At 73.5% G+C, this 16778-nt stretch carries 16 protein-coding genes; 6 read left to right on the top strand and 10 right to left on the bottom strand.

Annotated features, from left to right (window positions below; genetic code table 11):
- Window positions 1-200: 200 nt before the first annotated feature.
- The 3 genes from ACZ7EG_RS15915 to kbpA form a co-directional block, all read right to left on the bottom strand.
- On the bottom strand, window positions 201-806 hold the full coding sequence (locus ACZ7EG_RS15915; RefSeq protein ID WP_471078005.1) for a hypothetical protein: 606 nt from the start codon (window positions 804-806) through the stop codon (window positions 201-203).
- Window positions 807-1034: 228 nt separating this feature from the next.
- Window positions 1035-3449: a protein serine/threonine kinase AfsK gene (afsK, locus tag ACZ7EG_RS15920; protein WP_471078008.1), complete on the bottom strand. Its 2415-nt coding sequence runs from the start codon at window positions 3447-3449 to the stop codon at window positions 1035-1037.
- Between the two features lie 193 nt (window positions 3450-3642).
- Complete coding sequence (gene kbpA / locus ACZ7EG_RS15925) at window positions 3643-4365, bottom strand: AfsK-binding protein KbpA (protein WP_471078011.1); 723 nt, start codon at window positions 4363-4365, stop codon at window positions 3643-3645.
- Between the two features lie 122 nt (window positions 4366-4487).
- On the opposite strand from kbpA, the gene ACZ7EG_RS15930 reads away from it, so the two are divergent.
- A complete protein-coding gene (locus tag ACZ7EG_RS15930; protein ID WP_167345935.1) occupies window positions 4488-5135 on the top strand; it encodes a TetR family transcriptional regulator in 648 nt (215 codons plus the stop codon).
- Between the two features lie 91 nt (window positions 5136-5226).
- On the opposite strand, the gene ACZ7EG_RS15935 is transcribed toward ACZ7EG_RS15930, so the two are convergent.
- Entirely contained in the window at window positions 5227-5700 is a 474-nt protein-coding gene (locus tag ACZ7EG_RS15935) for a nitroreductase/quinone reductase family protein (protein ID WP_471078016.1), read from the bottom strand.
- Window positions 5697-6896, bottom strand: a complete 1200-nt coding sequence (locus tag ACZ7EG_RS15940; protein WP_471078019.1) for an acyl-CoA dehydrogenase family protein — start codon at window positions 6894-6896, stop codon at window positions 5697-5699. Before ACZ7EG_RS15940 ends, ACZ7EG_RS15935 begins: the two co-directional genes overlap by 4 nt.
- A 104-nt stretch (window positions 6897-7000) precedes the next feature.
- Here ACZ7EG_RS15940 and ACZ7EG_RS15945 point away from each other — a divergent pair, with 104 nt between their 5' ends.
- Window positions 7001-8170, top strand: a complete 1170-nt coding sequence (locus tag ACZ7EG_RS15945; protein WP_471078023.1) for a thiolase C-terminal domain-containing protein — start codon at window positions 7001-7003, stop codon at window positions 8168-8170.
- Window positions 8171-8502: 332 nt separating this feature from the next.
- Window positions 8503-9180 carry a pyridoxine/pyridoxamine 5'-phosphate oxidase gene (locus ACZ7EG_RS15950; RefSeq protein ID WP_471078026.1) on the top strand — a complete coding sequence of 226 codons (678 nt, stop codon included), beginning with the start codon at window positions 8503-8505 and terminating at the stop codon, window positions 9178-9180.
- On the opposite strand, the gene ACZ7EG_RS15955 is transcribed toward ACZ7EG_RS15950, so the two are convergent.
- The 5 genes from ACZ7EG_RS15955 to ACZ7EG_RS15975 form a co-directional block, all read right to left on the bottom strand.
- Window positions 9157-10116, bottom strand: a complete 960-nt coding sequence (locus ACZ7EG_RS15955; RefSeq protein ID WP_471078029.1) for a GNAT family N-acetyltransferase — start codon at window positions 10114-10116, stop codon at window positions 9157-9159. The two genes, ACZ7EG_RS15950 and ACZ7EG_RS15955, sit on opposite strands and share 24 nt — an antisense overlap.
- Window positions 10117-10177: 61 nt before the next feature.
- Entirely contained in the window at window positions 10178-10390 is a 213-nt protein-coding gene (locus tag ACZ7EG_RS15960; protein ID WP_471078032.1) for a DUF4287 domain-containing protein, read from the bottom strand.
- 131 nt (window positions 10391-10521) lie between these two features.
- On the bottom strand, window positions 10522-11145 hold the full coding sequence (locus ACZ7EG_RS15965; RefSeq protein WP_471078035.1) for a GNAT family N-acetyltransferase: 624 nt from the start codon (window positions 11143-11145) through the stop codon (window positions 10522-10524).
- 107 nt (window positions 11146-11252) lie between these two features.
- Window positions 11253-11669, bottom strand: a complete 417-nt coding sequence (locus ACZ7EG_RS15970) for a Zn-ribbon domain-containing OB-fold protein (protein ID WP_471078038.1) — start codon at window positions 11667-11669, stop codon at window positions 11253-11255.
- Window positions 11669-12118: a DoxX family protein gene (locus tag ACZ7EG_RS15975; RefSeq protein ID WP_471078041.1), complete on the bottom strand. Its 450-nt coding sequence runs from the start codon at window positions 12116-12118 to the stop codon at window positions 11669-11671. Before ACZ7EG_RS15975 ends, ACZ7EG_RS15970 begins: the two co-directional genes overlap by 1 nt.
- 298 nt (window positions 12119-12416) lie before the next feature.
- Here ACZ7EG_RS15975 and ACZ7EG_RS15980 point away from each other — a divergent pair, with 298 nt between their 5' ends.
- The 3 genes from ACZ7EG_RS15980 to ACZ7EG_RS15990 all read left to right on the top strand — a co-directional run bounded on the left by ACZ7EG_RS15980 (window position 12417) and on the right by ACZ7EG_RS15990 (window position 16766).
- On the top strand, window positions 12417-13622 hold the full coding sequence (locus ACZ7EG_RS15980) for a flavin-containing monooxygenase (RefSeq protein ID WP_471078044.1): 1206 nt from the start codon (window positions 12417-12419) through the stop codon (window positions 13620-13622).
- 127 nt (window positions 13623-13749) lie between these two features.
- On the top strand, window positions 13750-15975 hold the full coding sequence (locus ACZ7EG_RS15985) for an acetate--CoA ligase family protein (protein WP_471078047.1): 2226 nt from the start codon (window positions 13750-13752) through the stop codon (window positions 15973-15975).
- Window positions 15975-16766 (top strand): enoyl-CoA hydratase/isomerase family protein, encoded by a 792-nt coding sequence (locus ACZ7EG_RS15990; RefSeq protein ID WP_471078050.1) that lies wholly within the window; start codon window positions 15975-15977, stop codon window positions 16764-16766. Before ACZ7EG_RS15985 ends, ACZ7EG_RS15990 begins: the two co-directional genes overlap by 1 nt.
- The last annotated feature ends 12 nt before the right edge of the window (window positions 16767-16778 follow it).

A 16778-nucleotide genomic window follows, 5' to 3' on the forward strand; every position in this document is an offset into this window, starting at 1 on the left:
GCCACTGGACGCAGCAGGAGCGGCCCGCCGAGGTGAACGAGGCGCTGATCGGGTTCCTGACGGAACTGCGGGGCTGACGTCCCGTCGCCCGCGGGCTGCCGCCACTGGACGCAGCAGGAGCGGCCCGCCGAGGTGAACGAGGCGCTGATCGGGTTCCTGACGGAACTGCGGGGCTGACGTCCCGTCGCCCGCGGGCCGCGTCAGTCGTCGACGAGGGCCTGGCGGTCGACCTCGCAGTGGTCGACCGAGTCCACCAGGCCCGCGCCGCCCACCCGGACGTCGACGGTGGCCGTGCCGGTCGCGGGGACCGTGACGTCGCCGTACCGGCTGACGACGGTGATGCCCCGGTCGTCCTCGAAGGTCACCGAGACGGAGAAGTCCGCCGTGCGGCCGTTGGGGTTGCGGACCTCGACGGTCGCGTAGGGGGTCGCCGGGGTCGCGCAGCTCACCAGCCTCGCGGTGCCGTCCTTCAGGGCCTTGCCGCTGCCGGAGCCGGAGGACGACGTCGGCGTGGAGCCGTAGTCCGGCCTGCGGGTGTAGGAGCTGCCACCGGTGCTGCCGCTGTAGTCATCGTCGTCGTCGGAGCCGTAGGAACCGCCGCTGGAGCCGCCCGAGCCGTAGGCGCCGCCGCTCGACGTGGACGACCTCGAACTGTCGTGGTCCTGGCTGGAGCTGCTGCACCCGCCGCCTCCACCGCCGCCGCCGTGGCCGCCGCCACGGCCCCGGCCGGAGGAGAAACCGGTCAGTGCCAGCACCACCAGGACCAGCACCGCCGTGAACCTGAGCCCGCGCCCCCGTGTCTGCATGCCGGAGAGCCTAGTGATCATCTGTCACGGTCATGTCACCGCGTGGCGACCGGAGCGTGCCCGGCGTAGCGTCGTGGGTGGAAGCGGCGCACGGACCGCTCCCGATCAAGCGACGGCCGCCGTCCGGAGCCCCTTCCGTACGCCGGTGCGACGGCCGTCCCCGGCCGGTCAGGCAGTCCGACGGCCGTCCCCGGCCGGTCAGGCAGTCCGACGGCCGTCCCGGAACCGTCAGGCGCTGCGCGCCGTACCCGTGCCCTTCTCCGCGTCCAGCGCGTACACGCAGCGGTCCTTGCTGCACGCGTACACCACCCCGTCCCGGACGACCGGGGAGCCGGTGATCTCGCCGCCGGTGGCGAGCTTCCAGCGCAGCCGGCCGTCGTCGGCCTTCAGGGTGTAGAGCAGGTGGTCGGTGGAGCCGAAGTGGATACGGCCCTCGGCGACCGAGGGGGCGCCCACGATGTCGCCGCCCGCCTGGAAGCGCCACTTCGGCGTGCCGGTCACCGCGTCGAGGGTGTAGAGGCCCTTGCCGCTGCCCACGTGGACATGGCCGGCGGCGACCAGGACGGGGTCGACGCAGGAGCGGGACTCGGTGGCGATGCGCCAGCGGTCGCGGCCGTCGGTGGCGTCGAGGGCGTAGACCGTGCCGAGGTAGTCGGCGAGGTAGATGCCGCCGCCGGTGACGGCCGGGCCGGGGACGAAGGTGGGCGGGCAGAGGAACACGGCCGGCGCCTCGAAGTGCCACTTCACGTGCCCGGCGGCCACGTCCAGGGCGAGGACGCGGGTGCCGGCGCAGACGTAGACGTAGCCGTCGGGGGCCTGGGTGAGCCGGATCGGGACACCGCCGCAGGAGGCCGCGTCGCCGATCGGGTACGACCAGCGCTCCTCGCCGGTGCGGGCGTCCAGGGCGCGCAGCCGGGCGTCCTGCCACACGTAGACCGTGCCGTCGTGCAGGACGGGTCCGGCCTCGGGGGACTCGAAGTCGCTCTGGCAGCCGGTGATCTCCCAGAGCTTCTGGCCGCCGGAGGCCTCCCAGCCCTGGACGCCGCCGCCGCGGGTGCCGGTGACGACGGTGCCGCGGCCGGCCTGGAGCGTGTAGACCCAGGCGTCGGTCTGCAGGCGCCACAGGTCGGCGCCCTCACGGGCGTCCAGGGCGAACAGGGTGGGCCCGTCGGAGGCGTGGATCCTGCCGTCCGCGACCGCCATGGACCAGGCGACGTCCCGGGTCTTGAAGCGGCGGCGGCCGGTGGCGACGTCCAGGGCGTGCACCTCGAAGGAGGTGACGTAGACCAGGTCGTCGGCGACCGCGGGGGTGCCCCAGACGTCGTTGGACATGCGGAAGCGCCAGGGCCGCCAGCCGCCGGCCTGCTCCGGCGGCGCGGCCGGGGCCGGGGGCGCGGCGACGGCCGGGCCCACGGCGGGGCCGGTGCCGTTGACGCCGGGGCGGGGCTTGGCCCAGGAGGCGGCGAGGGCGGCCTCGGGAGGGGGCGCCTTGACGGCGGCGGCACGCACGTCGTTGACGCGCGGACCCGGGCCGATGGGCACCTGTGCGCCGGCCAGCCGGACGGGGCCGGTGTCGGGGCCGCCGGCCGGGGCGGGCACGGACGCGGCGGGCACGGACGCGGCGGGCACGGGCGCCGGGACGACGGGGTCGTGTGCGGGCGGGGGCGGGATGGGCGCGGGCCCCGGAGCGGGGCCGGGGCGTCCGCCGCCGCTGCGGCCGGCACCCGGGGCGGGCTTGCCGGCCGGGCGGCCGTTGCGGCGGGACTCGATCAGGCCCACGGCCCGCTCGGGCAGCCACGCGGAGGCCGTGCCGCTGTCGTCGGAGCCGGAGCCGAAGAGGTGCGGGGCGAGCTGGGCCTGGAGGTCGGCCGGGTTGGGGCGGGCCGTGGGGTCCATCTGCATGCACGACTCGATGAGCGGACGCAGTTCGTCCGGGAGGCCTTCCAGGTCCGGGCCCTCGCGCAGCAGCATGAAGACCGTCTCGACCGGGTTGGCGCCGTGGAAGGGCGGGTGCCCGGTGGCGGCGAAGACCAGCATCGAGCCGAGGGAGAAGACGTCGCTGGCGCCGGTGACGCTGCGGGAGTCCTTGGCCTGCTCGGGGGACATGTAGGCGGGAGTGCCGACGGCGACGTTCGTCATCGTCAAACGGGTGTTCGACACGCCCGACGCGATACCGAAGTCGATCACCCTGGGCCCGTCCTCCACGACGAGGACGTTCGACGGCTTGAGGTCCCGGTGCACCAGGCCCGCGCCGTGGATGGACTGGAGCGCCTCGGCCACGCCCGCCGCCAGCCAGCGCACCGCCTGGGCCGGCATCGGGCCGCAGTCGTTCACTATCTCCTCGAGGGAGGGCGCGGGGACGTACGCGGTGGCCAGCCACGGCACGGCGGCGCGCGGGTCGGCGTCCACGACCGCGGCCGTGTAGAAGCCGGAGACGGCGCGGGCCGCCTCCACCTCACGCGTGAAGCGGACCCGGAACAGCTGGTCCTCGGCGAGCTCCGTCCGGACGGTCTTGATCGCCACGCGCCGGCCGGACGCCGAACGCGCGAGATAGACCAGCCCCATGCCGCCGGCACCCAGCCGTCCCAGCACCTCGAACGGCCCGATCCGCCGCGGATCGTGCTGCGTCAGCTGATCCACCACTCTGCCTGCCACCTCCCCGTACGAGCCGCGCCAAGCCACATGTTCCACGCGACCTTCGTGCAGCGTCTCACCACCGCACCGCCATGGCGGCACGCACCCTGATTCTTCCTGGCCGGAGCCCTGGTTGCGAACCCGGTGACAATTGGGATGTCTCGGCACGGAAGTGATCAAATGATGACCAAATAATGCCTGCTCAGCGATGCAGCAGCGCGAAGGAGGCCCCCTGATTGTCCGTGACGACGGCGACCTCTCCGTACGAGGTCTCGAAAGGCGGGGCCTGGACCCGGCCGCCGAGCCGCCGCACGTCCTCCAGAGCGGCCGGCACGTCCTCGACGGCGAAGTGCACGAGGAAGTGGGGCGGCATCCGGTCGGAGAACACGTCCGTGACGGGGGCCCGGCCGAAGTCCGGCTCGGCGTCCGGCCCGAACAGGGCTTCCCGGAAGAGATCGCCGTAGAAGGCGTTGGCCGCCTCGGTGTCCCGGGCGTACAGCTCGACCCAGGCGAAGGTGCCCGGCTCGTGCCGTGCGCCGAAGCCGGGGTGGCCCTCCGGCTGCCACAGGGCGAAGACGGCGCCCTCGGGGTCGGTGACGAGGGCGGTGACACCCAGCTCGCCGGCCGGTACCGGGGCCGAGACGACCTGCCCGCCCGCGTCCCGGATGCGACGGGCCAGGGCCGGTGCGTCCGGGGTCGCGAAGTACACCGTCCAGACGCTGGGCAGCCGGCCGTCCACCTTGCGGACCAGAGCGGCCACCGGTTCACCGTCCTTCAGCGCCTGCGTGAAGGGGCCGAACCAGTCCTCGAAGGTCCACCCGAAAAGTTCACCGTAGAACCGCTTGCCCGCCTCGACGTCCGGGAGCTGCGCGTCCACCCAGCAGGGGACGCCCTCTCCGTACACCGATGCCCTGTTTTCGGCCATGCCGACAACGTAACCGCGACTGCCGCACCCCGCAGACCAGGCACACCTGCCCCCGCACTCCCTTGCACCCCATTTGCAGTCGGCCGAATCGCGCCCCGATCACGCCTCGGTAAGCTGACGGCATGACAGGACAAGTGCGTACCGTCGACGGCCGCGTGGCCGGCCGGCGTGGGCAGGCGACCCGGCAGAAGCTGCTCGACTGCCTCAGCGAGATGCTCAGCTCCTCCCCGTACCGGGACGTCAAGGTCATCGATGTCGCCCGGAAGGCGGGCACTTCGCCCGCGACCTTCTACCAGTACTTCCCGGACGTCGAGGGCGCCGTCCTGGAGATCGCCGAGCAAATGGCGACCGAGGGCGCCGCGTTGACCGAGCTCCTGGAGGGCCGCTCCTGGGCCGGCAAGGCCGGCTGGCAGACGGCGCAGGAACTCGTCGACGGCTTCCTGGAGTTCTGGCGCAAGAACGACGCCATCCTCCGGGTCGTCGATCTCGGTGCCGCCGAGGGCGACAAGCGCTTCTACAAACTCCGCATGAAGATCCTCAACTCGGTGAACAACTCCCTCGCGGACGCCGTCGCCGAGCTCCAGGCCAAGGGCCGGGTCGACAAGGACGTGAACCCGGCGGCCGTCGCCGGTTCGCTGGTCGCGATGCTCGCGGCCGTCGCCTCCCACCAGAAGGGCTTCTCCTCCTGGGGCGTGAAGCAGGCCGAACTGAAGCCGAACCTCGCCCTGTTGGTACACCTCGGCGTCACCGGCCGGAAGCCGACGAAGTAGCGCGGCGCGGCGGCCTCTTACCTACCCAAGTCCTGTCTGGCAGGCGGTGGTCCCCACCCGGGACCACCGCCTGTCGCGCTTTCGCCCGCCGTCACTGCCTCCGTACGAGCCGGAACACCCGGATCTCCCGCTCCACCCGGGCCTGGTACGCCGCGTACGGCGGCCAGAACGCCAGCAGCGCCCGCCACGCCGCCGCCCGCTCCTCCCCCGCCAGCAGCAGGGCCCTGACCGGGATGTCCCGGCCCTTCCAGCTGATCTCCGCCTCGGGATGCGCGAGGAGGTTGTGACTCCAGGCGGGGTGCCCCGGCCGTCCGAAGTTGGACCCGGCGAGGATCCATTGGCGCCCGCCGTCCTCCGGCATGCAGGCCAGGGGGGTACGACGAGGCAGCCCGCTCCTCGCCCCGGTCGAGGTCAGCACCACACCGGGGAGCAGGTGCGCGCTGAGCAGCACCTTTCCCCGGGTGAGCCGGTGGACGGCCCGGTCGAGGGCGGGCACCACGTGCGGCGCCACCCGTGCGAAGCCCCTGGTCGACGACACCTTCTGCACCACGCGTGCGCCCCTCATGTGCCGGCCTCCTCGAAGACGTGTGCCGCGTCGGCCGCGTGCGCCCTCAGCCGGTGCACCGGCCCGAACAGCAGCTCGTCGCCCGCGGCGCGCTTGAAGTACAGGTGAGCCTCGTGCTCCCAGGTGAATCCGATGCCGCCGTGCAGCTGGATCCCCTCGGCGGCGGCGCGGCGCAGCGCTTCGAGCGCCTGGGCGAGGGCGAGTGCGCCGGCCCTCTCCTCGCCGGCCGGGGCGGTGACTCCGGCGGCGGCCCAGGCCGCGTAGTACGCCGCCGAACGGGCCGCCTGGACCTGGACGTACGCGTCGGCCAGCCGGTGTTTGACCGCCTGGAAGGACCCGACCGGCCGCCCGAACTGCTCGCGCTGCCCGACGTACTCGACGGTCCGCTCCAGCACCCGGGCGGCGGCCCCCACCGCCTCGGCGGCGAGACAGGCGGCGACGGTCTCGCCGAGCCCGGCGAGGGCGGGGAGGGCGTCGCCGTCTTCTCCGCCCAGCAACTCGGCCGGTGCCTCCCGTAGTTGGATCCGGCCCTGTGGGCGGGTCGCGTCCAGTGCGGTCTGCCGCACGCGGGTGAGGCCGGCGGCGTCCCCGCGCACGAGGAAGAGCAGGACCCGGGAGCGGGCGAATCCCCCGGCGTGCGCGGCGACCACGAGCAGCTCGGCACTGTGTCCGTCGAGGACCTGGTCGGCCTGCCCGTACAGCCGCCAGCCGCCGTCCGCCCGCCGGGCCTGCACGCCCCCGGCCCGTCCCCCGCCCGCCCACTGCCCGCGCCGGTCGTGGCCGGTGAGCGCGAGGGCGGTGGCGAGGGCGGGCCCCGGTACGGCGAGGGCGGCGGTGAGTTCGCCGGCGGCGATGCGGGGCAGGAGTTCGGCGCGCTGGGCGCCGGTGCCGAGGGCGAGCAGCAGCGGGGCGGCGAGGACGGCGGTGGCCAGCAGCGGGGTGGGGGCCAGGGCCCGGCCCGTCTCCTCGCAGGCCAGGGCCAGTTCGGTCACGGTGCAGCCGGCACCGCCGTAGGCCTCGGGGAGGGCCAGTGCGGACAGGCCGAGGTGCCCGGCGAGGAGGGTCCACAGGGCGGGGTCGTGCCCGGCCGGGGTGTCGACGGCGGCCCGCAGCTCCTCCGGACCGCACCGCTTGCCCAGCAGTTCGCGCAGGGTGCGGCGGATCTCGTCCTGTTCGTCGGTGAAGCGGGCGTCCATGGGGCACCTCTCTCCTCATCTGACGGTGCGTCATATTAGGGCGATGGAACAGGGAAGCCCAGAGCCCTGCCGCGTCCACCTGAATCTGATGTACCGTCAGATCCATGGTGGCCCGGAGGAAAGTGGCCGTCGTCGGCGTGGCCCTCTCGGACTGCGGCCGTGTGGACGACGCGACCTCGTACGCCCTGCACGCCCAGGCGGCCCGGCGCGCCCTGGCCGACGCGGGACTGGACCGCTCACTGGTCGACGGCTTCGCCTCGGCCGGCCTCGGCACACTGGCGCCCGTGGAGGTCGCCGAGTATCTGGGCCTGCGCCCCACCTGGGTCGACTCCACCTCCGTGGGCGGCTCCACCTGGGAGGTCATGGCAGCCCACGCGGCGGACGCGATCGCGGCCCGGCACGCCCGCGCGGTGCTGCTCGTCTACGGCTCGACGGCCCGCGCCGACGTCCGGGCCGGCCGCCGCACCGGGACGCTGTCCTTCGGCACACGGGGGCCCCTGCAGTTCGAGGCCCCGTACGGCCACACCCTGATCGCCAAGTACGCCATGGCGGCCCGCCGGCACATGATCGAGTACGGCACGACGATCGAGCAGCTGGCGGAGGTGGCGGTGCAGGCCCGGGCCAACGCGGTCCTCAACCCGGAGGCGATGTTCCGCAACCCGATCACGGTCGACGAAGTCCTGGCCGGGCCCATGATCGCCGACCCCTTCACCAAGCTGCACTGCTGCGTCCGCTCCGACGGCGGGGCGGCGGTGCTGCTGGCGGCCGAGGAGTACGTACGGGACTGCCGTACGGCGCCGGTGTGGGTGCTGGGGAGCGGGGAGTCCGTCTCGCACGCGGCGATGTCCGAGTGGCCGGACTTCACGGTGTCGCCGGCGGCGGTGAGCGGGCGGCTGGCGTTCGAGCGGGCGGGGGTGCGGCCGTCGGAGATCGACTTCGCCGAGCTCTACGACGCCTTCACGTACATGACGCTGGTGACGCTGGAGGACCTCGGCTTCTGCGGCAAGGGCGAGGGCGGGGCGTTCGTGGAGAAGGGGCGGCTGCGGGTCGAGGGCGGTGAACTGCCGGTGAACACCGACGGGGGCGGCCTGTCGGCGCAGCATCCCGGAATGCGAGGGCTGTTCCTGCTGGTGGAGGCGGTGCGGCAGCTGCGCGGGGAGTGCGGGGAGCGGCAGGTGCGGCGGGGCGACGGCGCACTGCCCCGGCTGGCGGTGGCGTCGGGGACGGGGGGCTGGTTCTGCTCGTCGGGGACGGTGGTGCTGGGGGCGGGGTGAGGGGCTGCGTTTTCCTCGGCGTGCACCGGCCGGTGAGGGCGGGGTGAGGGGACCGCACTTCCCTCGGCGTGCACCAGCCGGTGAGAGCGGGGCGAAAGGGGCTGCGCTCCCCTCGGCGTGCACCAGCCGGCGAGAGCGGCGCGAAAGGGGCTGCACTTCCCTCGGCGTGCACCAGCCGGCGAGAGCGGCGCGAGAGGGGCTGCGCTCCCCTCGGCGTGCACCAGCCGGCGAGAGCGGCGCGAGAGGGGCTGCGCTCCTTTGAACTGCACCGTCCGGTGGGACCCCGGTGTCCTCCCCCACCGTCCTCGCGGGGAACCGGTGACAATCGAGGCATGGCAACCGATCTTCACGAGCTGCTGAGGTCACTGCGGGTCTGGGACCCGAAGGTCACGGACCTGCCCTCCTTCGAGCCGGAGGGCGCACCGGCCACTCCGCTGCCCCTGTTCACCGAGTGGTTCGCGGCGGCGGTGGCGGCCGGCCAGACCGAGCCGCACACCATGTCGCTGGCGACGTCGGACGAGTCGGGCCTGCCCGACGTACGGATCGTGATGCTGCACGGCGCGGACGCCGACGGCTGGTCCTTCGCGTCCCACACCGGCAGCCGCAAGGGCCGGCACCTCGCCGGCCGCCCGTACGCCGCGCTCGGCTTCTACTGGCCGGTGCTGGGCCGGCAGGTCCGGGTGCGCGGCCCGGTGACGGCGGCCCCGTCGGAGGAAGCCCAGGGCGACCTGCACGCCCGGTCGACGGGCGCGCTGGCGGCGGCGCTGACCGGCAGGCAGAGCGAGGTCCTGCACTCCCTGGACGACCTGGCCCGGGCCTCGGAGTCGGCGTGGGAACGGGCGTCGCGGGAGCCTGAGGCACCGGTCCCGTCCTGGACGCTGTACCGGCTGCGGGCCGAGGAGGTGGAGTTCTTCCAGGGCGACGAGCGACGGCGGCACGTCCGGCTCCGCTACCGGCGGGAAGGGGAGCGGGACGGGGAAGGGTGGTCACGGGAGCTGCTGTGGCCGTGAGGCCGGGGCCCCCGGAGCCTCGGCCCGGGGCAGCCCGGTCGGCCCTGACGCCTCCTCAGTGAAGTCGTACACCGCGAAGTCCGCCACCGGCCGGTACCCGATGCGCTGGTAGAGGCCGTTGCTGGTCGGGTTGGACAGGTCCGTGAAGAGGAGGACCTCGTCCGCTCCGGCGGCCAGGGCGGTGCGGCTGACCTCGGCCGTCGCCGCTCCCGCGTAGCCGCGGCCGCGGAGGTGGGGCGGGGTGTAGACCGTGGTGACGCGGACCTGACCGGCGACCCGGGGACTTGTGCCGGCCATGGCGACGGGTGTGCCGTCGGGGGTCTCCCAGAAGGTGATGCTGCCGCTGTCGATGCGGGCGTCCGCCCACTCCGCGGAGTCGCCGACGGTGCCCAGGTCGACGGATTCGCTGAACTCGTCGTGCCAGCGCCGGAGTCGCTCGCGGTCGGACTCGACGGCGACCCTGGGGCGGCCGGGCGGTACAGGTCCGGGTGCGGTCAGGGTGCCGAGCCGGTAGAGCCGCTGGCGCTGGCACGGGGCGGCCGGGGCGCCCGTGTGCCGCTGCCAGGCCGCGGCGAAGGCGGCTGCGGTGTCGCGGTCCGCGTGCACGCCGGGCAGGCGTCGGCCGAGGGCGGCCAGGCGGGCGGCGAGGGTGTCGGCGTCCTCCGGGGTGAGGGCCGTGAGGTTCAGCCAGTGCGGCGGGGTACGGAAGAAGGTCGCCCGGACCGCACCGTCCCGTTCCAGTACGCCGAACTCCGGTGCCCCCTCTCCGTACACGCTCCGGCCGCGCGTCCGCAGTGTCTCCGTGACCGTCAACGGCACGGTGTGCAGCGCCGGCCGGGAGTGGAGGAAGGCGCCCGCGCGGGCGAGGAAGTCCTCGAGGTCAGCGGTGAGGAGCCAACTGCCTGTGGCTGCCCGGGTGTTCGCATCGGTGTCCATGGTTCATGGTGCCGTCCGCCACCTGAGGCGCACCCCTGATTTTCGGCAGGCCCCCGCGGGCTCACGTGCCGCTGTTCTCGGCGAGCGTGTACGCCACCAGCGCGTTGGCGTGGCCGTGCCCCAGCCCGTGTTCGGTCTTGAGCCAGTCGACGAGCTCCATGTGCCGGGTCAGCGGCGAGGTGCGGATCAGCTCCTGCCAGTGGGCGATCGGCCGGCCGTACTTCTTCTCGATGGACGGGAAGTAGCTGGCGGGGCCCTTCACGGGTGCGGTCATCTCGGCATGTCCCTTCTCCGCGTGACGGTCGCGCTTCGGCCGGTCCCTTCTCGGCGTGACGGTCGCGCTGCGGTCGCCTGGTATGACCGGTGGGGTGGGAGGAACTGATCACCCACCCGAAGTGATACCCGTCACACCCACCGCCCCGTCCCCTCAGGGATCCGCGGCTCCGGGTCCGTGGCCAGGCGTGCGTGCAGATGGGCGTCCCGGAACGCGTCGTGCCGCCCCTCCTGGAAGATCGCGCCGCGCAGGGTGCCCTCGTAGGGGAATCCGCATCTCTCGGCTATCCGGCACGAGGCGTCATGGCCGACCGCGTGATCCAACTCCAGCCGGTGCAGGCCGAGTTCGGTGAGGGCCCAGCGTGCGGCAATCAGGAGGGCACGGGTGGCGACGCCCTGGCCTCGGGCCTCGGGGAGCACCCAGTAGCCGACCCGGGCGACCTTCAGGTGGTACTTGATCTCGTTGACGCCGATGTGCCCCAGCGGGGTGTCGCTGCGCGCGTCCGCGACGCGGAACGACGCCGACGTCCCCTCCAGGGCACTCTGCGCCCGCGCGAGCAGCGACTCCCGCGCGCTCGCCCGGTCGGTGACCGGCCGCAGCGGGGTGTTCCAGCGCCGGAACTCCGGATCACGCAGTCCCCGCAGCCACATGTCGACGTCGGCACCGGACCCCGCGTCCCAGGGGCGCAGGCGAAGGCCGTGGCCGCGCAGATCCGGGTGGGGGCCGGTCAGGGACTGGTCGCGTATGGGGGCCATGGGTCTCATTGAAGCCCAGAGGGGACGATGCGGGGCGCCGTGACGAGAAGAAGCGGGCTCCCCTGAGCCCGGGTCCCGGAACGCCGGGCTTCTCACCCACCGGCCGCTCAGCCTCGCGGCACCGCCCGGAACACCGGAATCCCCTCCCGGAACACCACCTCCAGTTCCGCCCCGCCCGACAGTCCCGGATCCGCACCGGCCCGGTGGGCCTCCGCCCGCACGATCTCCGTCATCATCCGCGGCCCCTCCGCGAGTTCGACGACGGCGGCGACGTACGGGACGCGGTCCGAGAACGGCGGCAGGTCGTTGCGGTGGACGACGGACCAGGTGTAGAGCGTGGCGCGGCCGCTCGCCGTCTCCCACGTCACGTCCTCGCTCCAGCAGTGGGGGCAGAACTCGCGCGGGTAGTGGTGGGCCCGGCCGCAGGCCCCGCACCGGCGGATCAGCAGCCTGTCCTCGGCGGCGGCGTCCCAGTAGGTCCGCGTGAAGGCGTCCGGCTCGGGCAGGTCGAAGCGTCCGGCCATCAGAACAGCCCCAGCGCACTGTCCAGCGACCACGTCTGCCAGGACATCCCGAACAGCCCGACCACCGACATCAGCGCCATCATCGAGTTCTGCCCCTGCTCGGCGACGTCGTGGACCATGAGCGTGAAGTAGAGCGCGTTGAGGAGGAACCCGCCGACCAGGGCGACCGGAGTGAGGAAGCCGGTGATCAGGCCCAGTCCGAGCGCGAGTTCCGCGTAGACGACGACGTACGCCATCACGCGCGGGTGCGGGGCCACCGCCGCCTCGAACCCCGAGCGGACGGCGCGCCAGCGGTGCTCGGCGGCCACTGAGGCGGCCCACGCGATGCCGGTGCCCCGCTCGAACCAGGCCTTGCGGTCCTTGTGCCGCCAGCTCTCCAGCCACCACAGCCCGAGCCCGATCCGCAACACGGCCAGCCATTCCGCTCCGGTGAGCCAGATCGCGTCCATGCGATCTGACGGTACGTCAGATCAGCGGATGCGCAAGGCCTCCCGCAGCGCCCCGGCTCGACGCTCGGCTACCAGCCGGGCATCGCCGCCCTCGCCGCAAGCCTGCTGTCGCCGAGCCCCAGACCTCCGGGCCCGCGGAGCCCGCGACCGGCACACGCCGGAAACGATCACCACCCCGCCACAACCAGGCCCGCCGGCCACGAGCCCCACCCCCTCCCCCTACAGCCGTGATCAATCCGAAACCAATTCCGGTCTTGACCGAGACCCATCAAGCAGTCCCGTGATTACGCTCGCGCTCATGGCCGACTCCACACCCCCCACACACGCCTCCGCACAGCCCCCACCCGACCGCCCCGTCTACGTCATCGGCGGCGGCCCCGGCGGGCTCTCCGTGGCGTACGCGCTGCGCGCCCGGGGCGTACGGGCCGTCGTTCTGGAGAAGTCCGGCCATGTCGGGGCGTCCTGGCGCCGCCACTACGACCGGCTGCACCTGCACACCACCCGCCGCCTGTCGGCCCTGCCCGGCCTGCCGATGCCGCGCCGGTTCGGACGGTGGGTGTCCCGGGACGACGTGGTGCGGTACCTGGAGAAGTACGCCGAGCACCACCGTCTGGAGATCGTCACCGGCGTCGAGGTCTCCCGCGTCGAGCGCACCCCCGACGGCACGGGCTGGCTGCTGCACGCCACCGGCGGCCGGGAACTGACCGGCGCGGCGGTGGTCGTCGCCACCGGCTACAACCACACCCCGCGGCTGCCCGACTGGCCCGGCCGCACCGCCTTCACCGGCGAGTTCCTGCACGCCGGTGAGTACCGCAGCGGCAAGCCCTACACCGGCCGGGACGTCCTCGTCGTCGGGGTCGGCAACACCGGCGCCGAGATCGCCGTCGACCTGGTGGAGAGCGGCGCCTCCCGGGTCCGGCTCGCCGTGCGCACGGTCCCCCACATCATGCGCCGTTCGACCGCCGGCTGGGCCGCCCAGTACAGCGGTGTGCTCGTGCGCCGGCTGCCGGTCGGCCTGGTCGACCGGATCTCCCGGCTGCAGGCCAAGGTGGCCGTGCCCGACCTGTCGGCCCACGGGCTGCCGCGTCCCGACACCGGGCTGTACACGCGGGTGAAGCAGGGGGCGATCCCGGTGCAGGACGTCGGCCTGATCGACGCGGTGCGCAAGGGCAGGGTGGAGATCGTGGCCGCGGTGGAGGGCTTCGAGGACGGCGACAAGATCGCCCTGGCCGACGGCAGCCGGATCTCCCCGGAGGTGGTGATCGCCGCCACCGGTTACGTCCGCGCACTGGAGGACCTGGTCGGCCACCTGGGCGTCCTCGACGACCACGGCAGGCCCGTCGTCCACGGCGCCCGCACCCCGACGACCGCCCCCGGCCTGTACTTCACCGGCTTCACCAACCCGATCAGCGGCAACCTCCGCGAGCTGGCGCTGGACGCGGTGAAGATCGCGAAGGCCGTCGCGCGGAACGGCTCGGGGGGCGTGTCCCGGCTGCCGGGCTGAGAGACCCGGGCCGCCCGGTCGACGGCTTGGGCAACTTTGCCCGCCCACACCGTTCCTGACGTCGCATCAGTTCAGTAATCTGACTGTGCGTCAGTTAGCGGCTGTCTCACAGGAGCGGGCGGAAACGATGCTTGGATCGACCCACGGCACCCTCACCACCGACTCCCGCCGGACCCGGGCCATCGCCTGTGGCGAGCGGTCCGGGCCCGTCGTGCACGGCAGGCCGGCCCAGGCGGGCGACCTCGACGTCAGCGGACGGCCGCTGCACGCCGACGCACCCGACCTGGACCGATTCTTCCGCCCCCGGTCCGTCGCCGTGATCGGCGCCTCGGATGCCGAGGGCCGCCCGAACACCGGCATCACGCGGCAGCTGGCCGACTGGGCGGAGCGGGTCGGCGCCCGGCTGTATCCGGTGCATCCCAGCCGGCCGTCCGTCTTCGGCATCCCCTGCTCCCCTTCCGTCGCCCATCTGCCCGAGCAGATCGATCTGGCCGTGGTGCTGGTCGGCGACCCCCTGCCGGTGATCGAGGAACTGGCCGAGGCCAAGGCCCGGTTCGCCGTCGTGTTCGCGTCCGGGTTCGCGGAGACCGGGCCCGAGGGCGAGGCCGCCCAGCGGCGACTGGCCGCCGCCGTCGCACAGTCCGGGCTGCGGCTGCTGGGCCCCAACACCAACCTCAACGCCTTCGAGCGGTTCCGCGAGGACCTTCAGGGACCGGCGATCGCGCTGATCACCCAGTCCGGCCACCAGGGCCGCCCCGTCTTCGCCCTGCAGGAACTCGGCATCCGCCTCTCCCACTGGGCCCCCACCGGCAACGAGGCCGACCTGGACAGCGCCGACTTCCTCTCCTACTTCGCCGAGCAGCCCGAGGTCGGCGCCATCGCCTGCTACCTCGAAGGGCTGAAGGACGGCCGCTCCTTCCTGCTCGCCGCCGACCGGGCCGCCCGGCGCGGAGTCCCGGTCGTCGCCGTCAAGGTGGGACGTACCGAGACCGGCGCCCGCACGGCCGCCTCCCACACCGGCAAACTGACCGGCGCGGACGCGGTGGTGGACGCGGCGCTGCGCCAGTACGGCGTGATCCGGGTCGACGGGCTCGACGAACTCCAGGACACCGCGGCCCTGTTGGCCCGGGCCCGGCCGCCGCGCGCCGACGGGGTCGTCGTCTACTCCATCTCGGGCGGCACGGGCGCGCACGTCGCCGACCTGGCGACCGAGGCGGGCCTGAGCCTGCCGGTCCTGTCCGAGGCCAAGCAGGCCGAGCTGCACCAGTGGATCCCCGAGTACCTGAGCGTCGCCAACCCGGTCGACAACGGCGGGCATCCGGTCGGGGACGAACGCGGACGGAAGATCATCGACGCCATCCTCGACGATCCCGGCGTGGGCGTGCTGATCTGCCCGGTCACCGGGCCGTTCCCGCCGCTCAGCGACCGGCTCGTCCGCGACCTGGTGGACGCGGCCGAGCGGACGGACAAGCTGGTGTGCGTGGTGTGGGGGTCACCCGTCGGCACCGAGCCCGCCTACCGCGAGGTCCTGCTCGGCTCCTCCCGCGTGGCCACCTTCCGCACGGTCGGCAACTGCCTCACCGCCGTCCGCGCCCACCTCACCCACCACCGCTTCACGACCGCCTACCGCTCCCCCTTCGACGAGGCCCCGCGCACCCCCTCGCCGTCCTACCGCAAGGCGCAGGCGCTGATGCAGCCCGGCCGGCAGCTGAGCGAGCACGCGGCGAAGCAGCTGCTGCGCGCCTACGGCATCCGCGTACCGCGCGAGCAGCTGGTGACCAGCGCGGCGGCGGCCGTCCGTGCGGCCGGGCTCGTGGGCTACCCGGTGGTGATGAAGGCCTCCGGTGCCCGCATCGCCCACAAGACGGAGCTCGGCCTGGTGAAGATCGGGCTGACCTCGGCCAGCCAGGTCCGCGACGCCTACCGGGAGCTGACCGACATCGCCCGCTACGAGGACGTCGCCCTGGACGGCGTCCTGGTCTGCCAGATGGTCGAGCAGGGTGTGGAGATGGTCGTCGGCGTCGCCCACGACGACCTGTTCGGCCCGACCGTGACCGTCGGGCTCGGCGGTGTGCTCGTCGAGGTGCTGCGTGACACCGCCGTGGGAGTGCCGCCCTTCGGGGAGGAGCAGGCGCGGGACATGCTCGCCGGACTGCGCGGACGGGCCCTGCTGGACGGGGTCCGGGGTCGGCCGCCGGCGGATCTGGACGCGCTGGTCGAGGTGGTTCTGCGGGTGCAGCGCATGGCTCTGGAACTCGGCGACCGGCTGGCGGAACTGGAGATCAACCCGCTGATGGTCCTGCCCCAGGGGCAGGGTGCCGTGGCGCTGGACGCGCTGGCGGTGTGCCGCTGATGACGGAGCCCGCGCTGGTGCACTCGACCGGCGACCACGTCCTCTCCCTCACCCTCAACCGGCCCGAAAGCCTCAACGCCCTCACACCCGGGCAGCGCGAGGACATCATCCGGCTGCTGGCGGAGGCCTCGGCCACGGCGGATGTGAGGGCTGTCGTGATCACGGGGGCGGGCCGCGGCTTCTGCTCCGGAGCGGACCTCCGGGGCACCGGCGCGCCCGGCGAACGCCTCGCGGGTGATGTCGCACGCACGCTGCGCACCGGTGCCCAGCGTCTGATCGCCGCCGTGCTCGACTGCGAGAAGCCGGTGATCGCGGCCGTGAACGGCACGGCAGCCGGCCTCGGCGCGCACCTCGCACTCGCCTGCGATCTGGTGATCGCGGCCGAATCCGCCCGCTTCATCGAGGTGTTCGTGCGCCGCGGCCTGGTCCCCGACGGCGGCGGCGCCTATCTCCTGCCGCGGCTCGTCGGCCCGCAGCGGGCGAAGGAGCTGATGTTCTTCGGCGACGCGCTCACCGCGCCGGACGCCGAACGCCTCGGGCTCGTCAACCGGGTCGTGCCCGACGAGGAGCTTCAGAAGACGGCGCGCTCCTGGGCCGAGCGCCTCGCCGCCGGCCCGACCCGGGCCCTCGCCCTGACCAAGCAGCTCGTCAACGCCTCCCTCGACACCGACCGCACGGCGGCCTTCGCCGCCGAGGCCGCCGCGCAGGAGATCAACATGACGACGGGGGACGCGCGGGAGGGCGTGCGGAGCTTCGTGGAGCGGCGGAGCGCGGAGTTCAGAGGATGCTGACCCTTCCTATCT

The sequence above is a fragment of the Streptomyces sp. NPDC037100 genome (assembly GCF_055606225.1).

Bases quoted from the DNA above. Each gene is read 5' to 3' on its own strand.
- ACZ7EG_RS15915 (WP_471078005.1), bottom strand. From the start codon at position 806: ATGCAGACACGGGGGCGCGGGCTCAGGTTCACGGCGGTGCTGGTCCTG.
- kbpA (WP_471078011.1), bottom strand. From the start codon at position 4,365: ATGGCCGAAAACAGGGCATCGGTGTACGGAGAGGGCGTCCCCTGCTGG.
- ACZ7EG_RS15930 (WP_167345935.1), top strand. From the start codon at position 4,488: ATGACAGGACAAGTGCGTACCGTCGACGGCCGCGTGGCCGGCCGGCGT.
- ACZ7EG_RS15935 (WP_471078016.1), bottom strand. From the start codon at position 5,700: ATGAGGGGCGCACGCGTGGTGCAGAAGGTGTCGTCGACCAGGGGCTTC.
- ACZ7EG_RS15940 (WP_471078019.1), bottom strand. From the start codon at position 6,896: ATGGACGCCCGCTTCACCGACGAACAGGACGAGATCCGCCGCACCCTG.
- ACZ7EG_RS15945 (WP_471078023.1), top strand. From the start codon at position 7,001: ATGGTGGCCCGGAGGAAAGTGGCCGTCGTCGGCGTGGCCCTCTCGGAC.
- ACZ7EG_RS15950 (WP_471078026.1), top strand. From the start codon at position 8,503: ATGGCAACCGATCTTCACGAGCTGCTGAGGTCACTGCGGGTCTGGGAC.
- ACZ7EG_RS15955 (WP_471078029.1), bottom strand. From the start codon at position 10,116: ATGGACACCGATGCGAACACCCGGGCAGCCACAGGCAGTTGGCTCCTC.
- ACZ7EG_RS15960 (WP_471078032.1), bottom strand. From the start codon at position 10,390: ATGACCGCACCCGTGAAGGGCCCCGCCAGCTACTTCCCGTCCATCGAG.
- ACZ7EG_RS15965 (WP_471078035.1), bottom strand. From the start codon at position 11,145: ATGGCCCCCATACGCGACCAGTCCCTGACCGGCCCCCACCCGGATCTG.
- ACZ7EG_RS15970 (WP_471078038.1), bottom strand. From the start codon at position 11,669: ATGGCCGGACGCTTCGACCTGCCCGAGCCGGACGCCTTCACGCGGACC.
- ACZ7EG_RS15975 (WP_471078041.1), bottom strand. From the start codon at position 12,118: ATGGACGCGATCTGGCTCACCGGAGCGGAATGGCTGGCCGTGTTGCGG.
- ACZ7EG_RS15980 (WP_471078044.1), top strand. From the start codon at position 12,417: ATGGCCGACTCCACACCCCCCACACACGCCTCCGCACAGCCCCCACCC.
- ACZ7EG_RS15985 (WP_471078047.1), top strand. From the start codon at position 13,750: ATGCTTGGATCGACCCACGGCACCCTCACCACCGACTCCCGCCGGACC.
- ACZ7EG_RS15990 (WP_471078050.1), top strand. From the start codon at position 15,975: ATGACGGAGCCCGCGCTGGTGCACTCGACCGGCGACCACGTCCTCTCC.